The organism is Microbacterium kunmingense (assembly GCF_023155745.1).
In the GTDB taxonomy this organism is placed as follows: Bacteria; Actinomycetota; Actinomycetes; order Actinomycetales; family Microbacteriaceae; genus Microbacterium; species Microbacterium kunmingense.
Genome location: NZ_JAKNUS010000007.1, coordinates 119,822 through 131,994 on the forward strand (window position 1 = coordinate 119,822; position 12,173 = coordinate 131,994).

A 12,173-nucleotide genomic window follows, 5' to 3' on the forward strand; every position below is an offset into this window, starting at 1 on the left:
GCGGTCGGAGGGCAGTCTGGCAAGATGGACGAAACGTCCGATCACGCCTGTCCAGAGGGAGGGCCCCGTGAGCCTCAGCCGTAAGCGCAAGAAGGAACTCCGCAAGCTTCAGCGTGAAGCCAACAACCTGTGGGAGTCGCAGCAGGTGCTCGTGGGCCAGGCGGCGAACGTCGCCCGTGAGGCCGGCCGTCAGCTCGGCAAGTACGGCCGCGAAGACCTCGGTCCGCAGGTGCAGGCGACGTACGGCAAGTACGCCGAGCCGTACATCACCAAGAGCCTGGACGTCTCGCGCGACGTGCTGACCCACCGTGTGATTCCCGCCACCGGCGCCGTTGTCGGCTCGGCACTGTCGGTGTGGGATGCCGCGAACGACACCCGCGTCAAGCTCGCCAAGGGCAAGGGTCTGTCGCTGCCCGACTCGAAGACCTACTCGAAGAAGGCCGAGAAGTACGGCAAGGACGCCACCAAGGCGCTGTCGAAGAAGTTCTCGGCGCTCGAGCCCAAGAAGCAGGGCATGGGTGCCGGTGGGGTCATCGCGATCATCCTCGGTGTCGCCGCTGCTGCGGGTGTGCTCTACGCCGCGTGGCAGACGTTGCGCGCCGACGACGAGCTCTGGGTGGCCGACGACCCGCTGCGCGCCCCCGACGCTTGACCTCAGCGCTCGAACACGTGAGAGAGGCCGCGCAGGCGCGCGGCCTCTCTGTCGAATTCCGCGAGCGGCCGGCGGCGAAGACTTTGCCCGAGGCGGCCGAGCTTCTCGGCATCCCTCCCGCGGGCATCGTGAAGACGCTCGTGGTCAAGCGAGCGGACGACTCGTACCTGTTCGTCCTGGTGCCGGGGGATCGCGCGATCTCGTGGCCGAAGCTGCGTGCCGTCGTCGGCGTCAATCGTCTGAAGCTCCCCGACCCGGATGCCGCGCTGGCGGCCACCGGCTACGAACGGGGGACGATCGTTCCCATCGGAAGCAGCACGGAGTGGCCGATCTATGCCGACGAGCGCATCGTCGGTCAGCGGATCGCGATGGGCGCCGGTGCCCACGGGTACAGCCTGTTCGTCGACGCCGACGCCCTGATCGCCGCCTACGGTGCCACGGTCGCCGACATCTCGCAGCCGGCGGAGGGCACCTAGCCCGACGCTGCAGCGAGACTCGGTCCTTCGTCGGTGAGCCCCGCCAGACCGAGGGCGACGTCCACCAGTCGCACGTGTTGCAGCTGACCCACCTCACTGAGGGCGAACCATCCCGCCCTGTCGGTGCTGCCGCCGATCTCGTGCCGCAACGTGCCCCCGGTGATGTGGGCGCGGTAGACGATCTGCAGGGTATGGAGCGGCTCAGTGGCGCCGGGCGTGATGCGGCGATTGCCGGGGATGACGCGGGAGTTGATGCCCAGCAGCTCGTCGAGTTCGACGTCGAAGCCGGTCTCCTCCCGCACTTCGCGACGAGCAGCCGCCGCCGGGTCCTCACCGGGCTCGAGGCCGCCGCCGGGAAGTGTCCAGGCCGCGCGGCGCCCCTCGTTCCAGTGTGCGAGGAGAAGGCGATCCGCGTCGTCCACGACGACCGCGTACGCGGCGACGCGCAGGTCCATACGACGACCCTAGATCAGCGGAACCGCCTCCCCGCCGTCATCCCGCCGACTCGCTCCCGGATCGGGGCGGCTTCTTTCGTTCGGGGCGGAGGAATCACGCCCCGAACGGATTCGCACGCCCCAAACGCCGCGCGGGCGTCGCGAGATGGCCGGAAACGCAGGAAGGGCCGACCCTTTGGGCCGGCCCTTCCTGCGTTGTGGAGCCTAGGAGATTCGAACTCCTGACATCCTGCTTGCAAAGCAGGCGCTCTACCAACTGAGCTAAGGCCCCGGGGCAGGGATGGTGGGGCTACCAGGACTTGAACCTGGGACCTCTTCATTATCAGTGAAGCGCTCTAACCGCCTGAGCTATAGCCCCGATCGTGACGACGACTCGCGTCGTCAACCTCCAAGAGATTACCGGACGCGCCCGGTTTTCTCGAATCGGTCAGTTGGAGGTGAAGCCGACCAGCAGACCGCCGGTCACCTTCACCGCGAGGTTGTAGATGCCGGCCATCACCGCGCCGAGCACCGTGACCACGACGAGGTTCAGGATGCCGACGACCGCCGCGAACGCCAGCACCTGGGGAAGGCCCAGGAACTGTGCGAGCACGAAGCCTCCGTCGGTGAAGCTCGCGAGCAGCTCGTCGACCTCGGCGATCAGCCCGGTGGTCGACACCACGAGGTAGATCATCACCAGCGAAACCACCGTGACGATCGCCACAGCCACCGCCGCGAGGAAGGACAGCTTGACCGCCGACCAGAAGTCGACGTACACCAGCCGCAGGCGCACCTGCTTGGCGCTGGTCTTGCTGCTGGATTTCCGGGCGAGCTTGTCGGCTACCGTGCTCATGCGTCAGTACTTCCTTCGGGCGTCTGGGGGGTGTCGGGTGCATCCGCCTCCTGCGGCACCGCACCGGCCGGGAGGTCTGGGTCGGCCGCCAGACTCGAGTCTGCCTCGGGTGCCTCGCCGTTCTCTGTGAGATTGCGCTCGGAGTTCCTGGCGATCGCGATGATCCGGTCATCGTCGCCGGCACGGGCGAAAACGACACCCATCGTGTCGCGTCCCTTGGCAGGCACCTCGGCCACCGCAGAGCGTACCACCTTGCCGCTGGCAAGAACCACCAAGACCTCGTCGTCGGCGGAGGCGATGAGACCGCCCGCGAGCACCCCGCGGTCCTCGGTCAGACGGGCAACCTTGATGCCCAGTCCGCCGCGGCTCTGGCTGCGGTACTGGTCGACCGACGTGCGCTTGGCGTAGCCGCCTTCGGTGACGACGAAGACGAATCCGTCGTCGGAGACCACCGACGCCGACAGCAGCGAGTCGTCGCCTCGGAACGACATGCCCTTCACGCCCTCGGTCGCGCGGCCCATCGGGCGAAGGGCCTCGTCGGTGGCGGTGAAGCGCAGCGACATCCCGTGCCTGCTGATGAGCAGGAGGTCGTCTCCATCGTTCACCAGCAGCGCGGAGACGAGCTCGTCGCCGTTCTCCTCATCGGCGCCGCGGAGCTTGATGGCGATGACCCCGCCCTGGCGGTTCGTGTCGTACTCGGTCAGGCGGGTCTTCTTCACCAACCCACTGCGCGTGGCCAGCACGAGGTGCGTCGCGACGTTGTAGTCGCGGATGTCGAGGATCTGCGCGATCTCCTCACCCGGCTGCAGCGCCAGGAGGTTCGCCACGTGCTGACCCTTGGCGTCGCGGCCCGCCTCGGGCACTTCGTAGGCCTTCGCCCGGTAGACCCGTCCCTTCGTGGTGAAGAACAGCAGCCAGTGGTGGGTCGTGGTGACGAAGAAGTGCTCGACCACGTCGTCGGCGCGCAGCTGCGCACCCTTGACGCCCTTCCCGCCACGGTGCTGCGAGCGGTAGTTGTCGCTGCGGGTGCGCTTGATGTACCCGTCACGGGTGACGGTGACGACCATCTCCTCCTCGGGGATCAGGTCTTCGACCGACATGTCCCCGTCGAATCCGGGCAGGATCTCGGTGCGACGGTCGTCGCCGAACTTGTCCACGATCGCGGTCAGCTCGTCGCGGATGATCTCGCGCTGACGCGCGGGGTCGGCGAGGATCGCGTTGAACTCTGCGATCTGCGCCTCGATCTCGCGCGCCTCATCGACGATCTTCTGGCGCTCCAGCGCCGCGAGGCGGCGCAGCTGCATCGCGAGGATCGCGTCGGCCTGGGTGTCGTCGATGTCGAGGAGGGTTTTGAGCCCTTCCCGCGCGTCGTCGACCGTGGGCGACCGACGGATGAGCGCGATGACCTCGTCGAGCGCGTCGAGCGCCTTGAGGTAGCCGCGCAGGATGTGCATCCGCTCCTCGGCCTTGCGCAGGCGGAATCGGGTGCGCCGGACGATGACGTCGATCTGGTGGGTGATCCAGTAGGAAATGAACTGGTCGAGCGAGAGCGTGCGGGGCACGCCGTCGACGATCGCCAGCATGTTGGCGCCGAAGTTCTCCTGCAGCTGGGTGTGCTTGTACAGGTTGTTCAGCACGACCTTCGCCACGGCGTCGCGCTTGAGCACGATGACCAGGCGCTGGCCGGTGCGGCCCGAGGTTTCATCGCGGATGTCGGCGATGCCGGTGATCTTGCCCTCGCGTGCCAGGTCACCGATCTTCACGGCCACGTTGTCGGGGTTGACCTGATAGGGCAATTCGGTGATCACCAGGCAGGTGCGGCCCTGGATCTCCTCGACGTTGACCACCGCGCGCATGGTGATCGAACCGCGGCCGGTGCGGTAGGCGTCCTTGATCCCCCGGGTGCCGAGGATCTGCGCCGCGGTGGGGAAGTCGGGGCCGGGGATGCGCTCCATGAGCGCCTCGAGCAGCTCCTCGCGCGTGGCATCCGGATTCTCCAGTGCCCACAACGCGCCCGCGGACACCTCGCGGAGGTTGTGGGGCGGGATGTTGGTGGCCATACCGACCGCGATGCCGACCGAACCGTTGACGAGAAGGTTCGGGAAGCGCGCCGGCAGCACGACGGGCTCCTGGGTGCGTCCGTCGTAGTTCGGCTCGAAGTCGACGGTCTCCTCTTCGATGTCGCGCACCATCTCCAGCGCGAGCGGAGCCATCTTCGTCTCGGTGTATCGGGGAGCAGCCGCGCCCTGGTTTCCGGGAGAGCCGAAGTTGCCCTGACCGAGCGCCAGCGGGTACCGCAGGGCCCAGGGCTGCACCAGCCGGACGAGGGTGTCGTAGATCGGAGCGTCACCGTGAGGGTGGAACTGACCCATCACCTCGCCGACGACGCGCGTGCACTTGGAGAACGCCTTGTCGGGGCGATAGCCCCCGTCGTACATGCCGTAGATCACGCGACGGTGGACGGGCTTCAGTCCGTCTTCGACGCGGGGCAGCGCACGGCCCACGATGACGCTCATCGCATAGTCGAGGTAGCTGCGCTGCATCTCCAGCTGCAGGTCGACCTGGTCGATGCGTCCGTGGTTGTGTCCGGCGTTGGCGTCGGGACGCTCGTCGTCAGCCATCAGTTGTCTCTACTTTCTTCGTTCCGCCTCGTCGCACCGAGACGTCGACGCACAGGGTCGAGTCGTCAGATATCGAGGAAGCGCACGTCTTTGGCGTTGCGCTGGATGAATCCCCGGCGCGACTCGACGTCTTCTCCCATGAGGACGGAGAAGATCTCATCGGCCGCCGCCGCGTCGTCGATGGTCACCTGACGCAGAATCCGCGTCTCGGGATTCATCGTCGTCTCCCACAGCTCGTGGTCGTTCATCTCGCCGAGACCCTTGTAACGCTGGATGCCGCCGTCGTTGGCCTTCGGGAGCCGGTTGCCGCGCGCCTGTCCTTCGACGAGCATCGCATCGCGCTCGCGGTCGCTGAACGCGTACTCGTGATCGGCGTTCGCCCACTTCAGGCGGAACAGGGGCGGCTGTGCCAGGTAGACGTAGCCCGCCTCGATGAGACCCCGCATGTAGCGGAAGAGGAGCGTGAGGAGAAGCGTCGTGATGTGCTGACCGTCGACATCGGCATCGGCCATCAGCACGATCTTGTGATACCGCGCCTTGGTGATGTCGAAGTCCTCGCCGATGCCCGTGCCGAAGGCCTGGATCATCGCCTGCACCTCTTTGTTGCCGAGGGCACGATCAAGGCGCGCACGCTCGACGTTGAGGATCTTGCCGCGGAGGGCGAGGATCGCCTGGGTCCGCGGGTCGCGTCCCTGCACGGCCGAGCCACCGGCCGAGTCACCCTCCACGAGGAAGATCTCGCTGATCGACGGGTCTTTGCTCGTGCAGTCCTTCAGCTTGTCGGGCATCGCCGCCGACTCGAACACGCTCTTGCGCCGCGCGGTCTCGCGGGCCTTCCGTGCGGCGAGGCGCGCGGTCGCGGCGTCGATGGCCTTGCGGATGATGTTCTTCGCCTGCACGGGGTTGCGGTCGAACCAGTCGCCGAGCCGATCGCCGACGACCTTCTGAACGAAGGCCTTCGCCTCGGTGTTGCCGAGCTTGGTCTTGGTCTGCCCCTCGAACTGCGGCTCGGAGAGCTTGACCGAGATGACCGCCGTGAGCCCTTCGCGGACGTCCTCGCCCGAGAGGTTCTCGTCCTTCTCCTTCAGGAGGTTGTTGGCCCGGGCGTACCGGTTCACCAGCGCCGTCAGTGCCGCGCGGAACCCCTCCTCGTGCGTGCCGCCCTCGTGCGTGTTGATCGTGTTGGCGAACGTGAAGACGTTCTCGGTGTAGCTCGTCGTCCACTGCATCGCCATCTCGAGGGCGATCTTGCGCTCGGTGTCCTCCGACTCGAACGCGATCACCTCCTCGTTGACGATCTCGGCACGGCGCACCTTGTTGAGGTACTCGACGTAGTCGACGAGCCCCCGCTCGTAGAGGAAGCTGTCTCGCGGATGATGCGGTTTCTCCTCGCCCGACTCATCCGCCTCCACCGACACCGCGCTCTCGCGCTCATCGCTGAGGGTGATGCGGAGCCCCTTGTTCAGGAACGCCATCTGCTGGAAGCGGGTGCGCAGCGTCTCGTAGTCGAAGTCGACGGTGTCGAAGATGCCGGCGTCGGGCCAGAAGGTCACGGTGGTTCCGGTCTCGTCGCTGGCCTCGTCCTTCGACAGCGGCGCCTGAGGAACTCCGCCGTCGCGATACGACTGGCGCCAGACATGACCCTGGCGACGCACCTCGACCTCGAGGCGCGAGGACAGGGCGTTCACCACCGACGAGCCGACCCCGTGCAGACCACCCGAGACCGCGTACCCGCCCCCGCCGAACTTGCCCCCCGCGTGCAGCACGGTCAGGACGACCTCGACGGTTGACTTGCCCTCGGTGCGGTGCATGTCGACCGGGATGCCGCGGCCGTTGTCGACAACGCGGATGCCACCGTCCTCAAGGATGGTGACCTCGATCGCATCGCAATAGCCGGCGAGAGCCTCATCGACCGCGTTGTCGACGATCTCGTAGACGAGGTGGTGGAGCCCGCGTTCACCGGTGGATCCGATGTACATACCGGGGCGCTTGCGGACGGCTTCGAGGCCCTCGAGCACCTGGATGGCGTCGGCTCCGTAGTCACCGGCCACCCGGTTGTCGGCGGGACGGGCCTCGGGTTCTTCGGGAACGCTCTCGGGGGTCACAGACGTCATAGATTTCCAGCGCTCCACATCGGTTCACGAACCTTCACAGTCTATCAAGCGGACGGCGCGTTTCACGCCTCTACGCCGCTGTGGCGGCACGAAATGCCTCCGGACAGGATCGGACGTGGCTCAGCCGTAGGTATCGCGCGGACCGCGCCCTGGAATGGCTCTCGGACCCCATTTCCAGGAGGGGACGTCCGGGCCGATGAAACGAATGGACTCGACACCCGCCTCCGGATTGCGCCGGACGATCTCCGACAGGATGTGCGCCCGCATCAGCTGGAGCTGCTTCGCCCACGCCGTCGAATCGGCCTGGACGGTCAGGATGCCGCGGTCGAACGCCACGGGACGGGTGTGCTGCGCGGTGTTCTCGCCGGCCACCTCGTTCCAGGTGCGCACCACGTCTTCGCGCGCGAGCTGGGGCTCCCACCCCGCCTGGCGGGTGAGGTCGGCGAGGACGTCGGCCACCCCTTTGGGGTCGCGACCCGGTGCGAACGGCTGATGAGCCTCGTCGACGTCGCGGGTGCGACGGCGCCGACGCAGCGCGCGCGGGGAGGGATCGAGGCCGCGCAGGCGCAGATAGGTCGCGATCGTCTCGGGGACAGCATCCTCGCCGAACGCGCCCGGCCCGACTGCACCGGAATCACCCATGCTCGGCGCCTTCCGGCTCGATGATCGCGCCCGCTTCGACACGGAGGGTGTGCGCGCGGAGCGCGCCCGGCACATCGGCGCCGACCGCGGCCGTGACGATCACCTGCTCGAACCCCGACGTCAGTTCGGCGAGGCGCCCGCGGCGCCCGCTGTCGAGTTCGGCGAAGACGTCGTCGAGGATGACGATCGGGTCGCCGAGCTGCGAGTCGGCGCGCAGCAGCTCCGCCGAGGCGAGGCGGAGCGAGAGTGCGACCGACCAGGATTCGCCGTGCGAGGCGTAGCCCTTCACCGGCAGACCCCGAACGCGCAGGACGAGGTCGTCCCGATGCGGCCCGACGAGGGTGATGCCCCGATCCAGTTCGGCGGAGCGCCGCGCGGCGAGCGCGGCGCGGAACTGCGCGATGACCTCGGGTGCCGGAGGAACGGCCGCGGGCGCGGCATCCGTCCTCGATTCCTTCGGAACGGCCGCATCGGCGTCGTCGGCGTCGGTGTCGGCATCGCGCGAGAACGACAGCGCCCACTCGAGCTCGGGACGGTGATCCTCGCCGGCGATCGCGCGGTACGCCGCCGCGACGGGGGGTGCGAGGTCGGCGGCGAGTGCGATGCGCGCGCGGATGATCTCGGTGCCGAGTGCGACGAGCTTGTCGTCCCAGACATCCAGCGTCGACAGCGCCTCTCCCTTGAGGCCGCGGGCGCGGGCCGACTTCAGCAGCGCCGTGCGCTGCTTGAGCACCCGGTCGTAGTCTGCGAGCACGCCGGCCATGCGCGGAGCGCGCTGCACCAGCAGCTGATCGGCGAATCGGCGACGGGCGGACGGGTCGCCGCGGACGATCTGCAGGTCTTCGGGCGCGAACAGCACGACCTGCGCGTAGCGGGGCAGTTCGGCGGTCCGGACCGGTGCGCCGTTCACCCGCGCCTTGTTCGATCCCTGCCGGTTGACCTGCGCTTCGAGCTGCACCCGACGCTCGCCGTGGGCCAGTCGCGCGCGGACGATCGCGTACTCCGCGCCGTCGCGCACCATCGGGGCGTCGCTGGACACCCGATGCGACCCCAGGGTGGCGAAGAAGGCGATGGCCTCGACGAGGTTGGTCTTCCCCTGCCCGTTCTTGCCGACGAAGACATTCGGACCGGCGCGCAGAGCCAGGTCGACGGCCGCATAGTTGCGGAAGTCAGCCAGACTCAGGTGCTCGACGATCACCGTGACAGCCTCCTTCCGCTGTTCCGACCTCGACCCGGGGCCGAAGGTCGCTCAGCGCAGCAGGAGGTTGGGCTGCAGCAGGTACTTGAACGACTCCGCGCCCCCCTTGTCGACCGAGGTCTGGGGCGTGATGAGCACCGGGCTGAGCTTGTTGGCGTTCTCACTGGACGTGAAGGTGATGCGGGTGAACTCGCTGCGCACCGCGCCGAGCGACTCGAGCAGGTACTGGGGGTTCAGACCCAGGGTCACGTCGTCGCCCACGAGCGTCGCGTCGACCGACTCGGTCGCGCGCGCCTGCTCGGTGCCGCTGGCATCCATCGCCACGCCCTCGGAGGTGAAGGTGAAGCGCAGGGGTGCCGAACGGTCGAGCACCAGGGACACACGGCGCACTGCCTCGGCCAGTTCGGCGGTGTTGACCACCGCGTGGTGCTCGGTCTGCTCGGGGAAGAGGCGCCGCACCGGAGGGAAGTTCCCCTTGATGAGGAGCGAGGTCACCGTCTTGTTGCCGGCGGTGAACGCGATGATCTCGCGGTCGCCGGCACCGGAGAAGGCGATCGAGATGTCGCCGCCGTGGGCGAAGGTCTTCCCCACCTCGGTGAGGGTGCGTGCGGGGACGAGGGCGGTGGTCGCCTCGTCGGATGCCGCGGAACCGCCGTCCCACGGGATCTCGCGCAGCGCCACACGGTAGCGGTCGGTCGCCACGAGGCTCAGCCGGGTTCCGGTGACCTCGAGCTGCACACCGGTGAGGACGGGGGTGACGTCATCGCGGGAGGCGGCGAAGGCCACCTGGGCGATGGCGGTGGCGAAGTCCTCGGACGGCACGAGACCCGATTCGCCGCTCACCTCGGGGATCGCGGGATACTCCTGCACCGGCATGGACGACAGGGTGAAGCGCGCCGAACCGCATGTGAGGAGGATTCCGCCGTCGTCTTCGACCGCGATCTGGATCGGGGCGTTGGGAAGCCGGCTCGCGATCTCGGACAGCAGACGCCCGTGCACGAGGATCGTGCCCGGCTCGTCGACCGTCGCCTCGATCGTGGTGCGCGCCGACGCCTCGTAGTCGAAGGCCGACAGCGACAGGCCGCTCTCGCTCGCCTCGATCAGCACACCCGCCAGGATCGGCTGCGGGTTGCGCTGCGGAAGGAGCTTGACCACGAATGACACGGCTTCGCTGAACACATCGCGATTGACGTGGAACCTCACGGGCGCTCCCTCGACGTCGGCTTGGGCCTTCTCATGCTAGTAGTCGGCCTCGCCCATGCTAGTGCCCGCATCGAGGCGTCCTCGGACCAGTCGCTCCGGCCGAACGAACCGGTGGAGGTGATCGGACGGGATTCCAAGAGAGAGTTTTCTGTCGTCTTGTTAACAGCTGTGGAAACTGTGGAGAACTCAGTGGATGCCATGGCGCACACGGAAACTACACGTGTGTGAGATGTGGATCGGCTGCGGACGGCGACGTGAACAGTCGAGGCGCCGACTCCGTGTCATCCACAGTTCTCCACAGGCTGACGCGGTGCGTGCACAGTGATTCCGCAGGGTCACGAAGTTATCCACAAGTTTTCCACACTGTGAGAAACGGATAATGGCGTCGCCCAGGGGGTCGTGTCAAGCACGAATTCCGGCATACGCCGGCGCGTCTGGCCGCATCGCATGCGGCATGGACGATCGACCGGGTCAGCGGCCCGCGCGGCCGAGCTGCGTGGTGATCTCCGTCACCTGGTTGTAGATCGAGCGACGCTCCTTCATCAGGTCGCTGATCTTCTTGTAGGCGTACATCACGGTCGTGTGATCGCGGTTGCCGAAGAGCTGTCCGATCTTCGGCAGGGACAAGTTGGTGCGCTCCCGACACAGGTACATCGCGATCTGCCTCGCAGTCGCCACCGCCTGCGATCTGCTCGAGCCGTACAGGTCGTCGACGGTCAGTTTGAAGTACTGCGCAGTCGCGGTGATGATGTCCGTCGGCGAGATGATGTTCGCGTCGTCCTGATCGACGATGTCGCGGAGGACCGTCTGAGCCAGCGACATGTCCAGGCTCGACCGGTTCAGACTGGCGAAGGCCGAAACCCGGATGAGCGCGCCCTCGAGCTCCCGGATGTTGCTGGAGACCACCGTGGCGATGTATTCCAGCACCTCGTCGGGGATGTGCAGCCGCTCGGACTGCGCCTTCTTCCGCAGGATCGCGATTCGCGTCTCGAGGTCGGGCGCCTGCACGTCGGTGATGAGTCCCCACTCGAACCGGCTGCGCATGCGGTCTTCGAAGCCGGTGAGGTGCTTGGGCGGGACATCGCTCGTGATCACGACCTGCTTGTCGTGATCGTGCAGCGTGTTGAACGTGTGGAAGAACGCTTCCTGCGTTTCGGCGCGGCCCTGAAGGAACTGGATGTCGTCGATGAGGAGGATGTCGACGTCGCGGTATCTCGCCTGGAACGCCGAGCCGCGGTTGTTCGCGATGGAGTTGATGAAGTCGTTCGTGAACTCTTCGCTCGAGACGTAGCGGACCTTGATGCCGGCGTACAGGCTGATGGCGTAATCGCCGATGGCATGAAGGAGATGCGTCTTGCCGAGCCCGGAATCGCCGTAGATGAACAACGGGTTGTAGGCCTTCGCCGGCGCCTCGGCGACCGCGACCGCCGCGGCGTGCGCGAACCGGTTGGACTGGCCGATGACGAAGTTGTCGAAGGTGTACTTGGGATTCAGTCGCGTGTCGGTGCGGGATCCGGATGCCGCCTCGATCGGTTCTTCACGCGGCGACCGGATCGGGGTGAGAGGTGCCGTGACCGTCGGGGCGGTCCCATTGGACTCGACCGCGGCGACCTGAGCGACCGGTGCGGACATCGGGGCGTCGACCAGATCGGGGTTCACGACCACGCGGAAGGCGCTGGCTGCCGGATTGCCGTCGACGTCGACACGGGAAAGGGCCTCGAGAAGAGGAGCGCGCATGCGCTTGTTCACCTGCGCGGCAGTCAAGTCGTTGGGGACGTCGAGATACAGCGTCCCGCCGATCACCCCCTGCGGCACAGCGAGGTTGAGGAAGCCATGGAGCTGCGGTGTGACGCGCTCATCCGACGCCAGGATGTCCATGACGGCAGGCCAGAACGGTACATCTGGTGCGTCCTGCTCGGCCATGTGCCCCCCGGGTGAGATTCGCGGTCCCAGGCCGTGCGGAGTCGACACGCCGGGCCT

Annotated in this window: 10 protein-coding genes and 2 tRNA genes; 2 read left to right on the forward strand and 10 right to left on the reverse strand. The window is 67.1% G+C overall.

From position 1 onward, the window contains the following. Positions 1-67: 67 nt before the first annotated feature. Together MA875_RS11725 and MA875_RS11730 are read left to right on the forward strand one after the other, a co-directional pair. A complete protein-coding gene (locus MA875_RS11725; protein WP_248242468.1) occupies positions 68-652 on the forward strand; it encodes a DNA helicase in 585 nt (194 codons plus the stop codon). Between the two features lie 17 nt (positions 653-669). Continuing rightward, on the forward strand, positions 670-1,128 hold the full coding sequence (locus MA875_RS11730; protein WP_248242469.1) for an aminoacyl-tRNA deacylase: 459 nt from the start codon (positions 670-672) through the stop codon (positions 1,126-1,128). On the opposite strand, the gene MA875_RS11735 is transcribed toward MA875_RS11730, so the two are convergent. From MA875_RS11735 to dnaA, 10 genes are all read right to left on the reverse strand, one after another. After that, positions 1,125-1,583, reverse strand: coding sequence for an NUDIX hydrolase (locus MA875_RS11735; protein ID WP_248242470.1), 459 nt, complete (start codon positions 1,581-1,583; stop codon positions 1,125-1,127). The two genes, MA875_RS11730 and MA875_RS11735, sit on opposite strands and share 4 nt — an antisense overlap. Positions 1,584-1,781: 198 nt before the next feature. Then, positions 1,782-1,854: transfer RNA gene (locus MA875_RS11740), tRNA-Ala, on the reverse strand. A gap of 10 nt (positions 1,855-1,864) precedes the next feature. Further along, positions 1,865-1,941: transfer RNA gene (locus tag MA875_RS11745), tRNA-Ile, on the reverse strand. A 69-nt stretch (positions 1,942-2,010) separates the two neighbouring features. Beyond that, on the reverse strand, positions 2,011-2,415 hold the full coding sequence (locus MA875_RS11750) for a DUF3566 domain-containing protein (RefSeq protein WP_124292011.1): 405 nt from the start codon (positions 2,413-2,415) through the stop codon (positions 2,011-2,013). Next, positions 2,412-5,036: a DNA gyrase subunit A gene (gene gyrA / locus MA875_RS11755; protein WP_248242471.1), complete on the reverse strand. Its 2,625-nt coding sequence runs from the start codon at positions 5,034-5,036 to the stop codon at positions 2,412-2,414. Before gyrA ends, MA875_RS11750 begins: the two co-directional genes overlap by 4 nt. A 65-nt stretch (positions 5,037-5,101) precedes the next feature. Then, on the reverse strand, positions 5,102-7,150 hold the full coding sequence (gene gyrB, locus MA875_RS11760; protein WP_248242472.1) for a DNA topoisomerase (ATP-hydrolyzing) subunit B: 2,049 nt from the start codon (positions 7,148-7,150) through the stop codon (positions 5,102-5,104). Between the two features lie 120 nt (positions 7,151-7,270). Then, the gene (locus MA875_RS11765) at positions 7,271-7,792 is read right to left on the reverse strand and encodes a DciA family protein (protein WP_248242473.1); all 522 of its coding nucleotides are present in this window, start codon (positions 7,790-7,792) and stop codon (positions 7,271-7,273) included. After that, positions 7,785-8,990 carry a DNA replication/repair protein RecF gene (gene recF / locus MA875_RS11770; protein WP_248242474.1) on the reverse strand — a complete coding sequence of 402 codons (1,206 nt, stop codon included), beginning with the start codon at positions 8,988-8,990 and terminating at the stop codon, positions 7,785-7,787. Before recF ends, MA875_RS11765 begins: the two co-directional genes overlap by 8 nt. 51 nt (positions 8,991-9,041) lie before the next feature. Further along, positions 9,042-10,193 (reverse strand): DNA polymerase III subunit beta, encoded by a 1,152-nt coding sequence (gene dnaN, locus MA875_RS11775; RefSeq protein WP_248242475.1) that lies wholly within the window; start codon positions 10,191-10,193, stop codon positions 9,042-9,044. A 471-nt stretch (positions 10,194-10,664) separates the two neighbouring features. Next, positions 10,665-12,116, reverse strand: a complete 1,452-nt coding sequence (gene dnaA, locus MA875_RS11780; RefSeq protein WP_248242476.1) for a chromosomal replication initiator protein DnaA — start codon at positions 12,114-12,116, stop codon at positions 10,665-10,667. Positions 12,117-12,173 lie beyond the last annotated feature (57 nt).

Excerpts from the sequence above, each read along its gene's own strand:
- MA875_RS11765 (WP_248242473.1), bottom strand. The coding sequence starts at position 7,792 with ATGGGTGATTCCGGTGCAGTCGGGCCGGGCGCGTTCGGCGAGGATGCT.
- MA875_RS11735 (WP_248242470.1), bottom strand. The coding sequence starts at position 1,583 with ATGGACCTGCGCGTCGCCGCGTACGCGGTCGTCGTGGACGACGCGGAT.
- gyrB (WP_248242472.1), bottom strand. The coding sequence starts at position 7,150 with ATGACGTCTGTGACCCCCGAGAGCGTTCCCGAAGAACCCGAGGCCCGT.
- dnaA (WP_248242476.1), bottom strand. The coding sequence starts at position 12,116 with ATGGCCGAGCAGGACGCACCAGATGTACCGTTCTGGCCTGCCGTCATG.
- MA875_RS11750 (WP_124292011.1), bottom strand. The coding sequence starts at position 2,415 with ATGAGCACGGTAGCCGACAAGCTCGCCCGGAAATCCAGCAGCAAGACC.
- gyrA (WP_248242471.1), bottom strand. The coding sequence starts at position 5,036 with ATGGCTGACGACGAGCGTCCCGACGCCAACGCCGGACACAACCACGGA.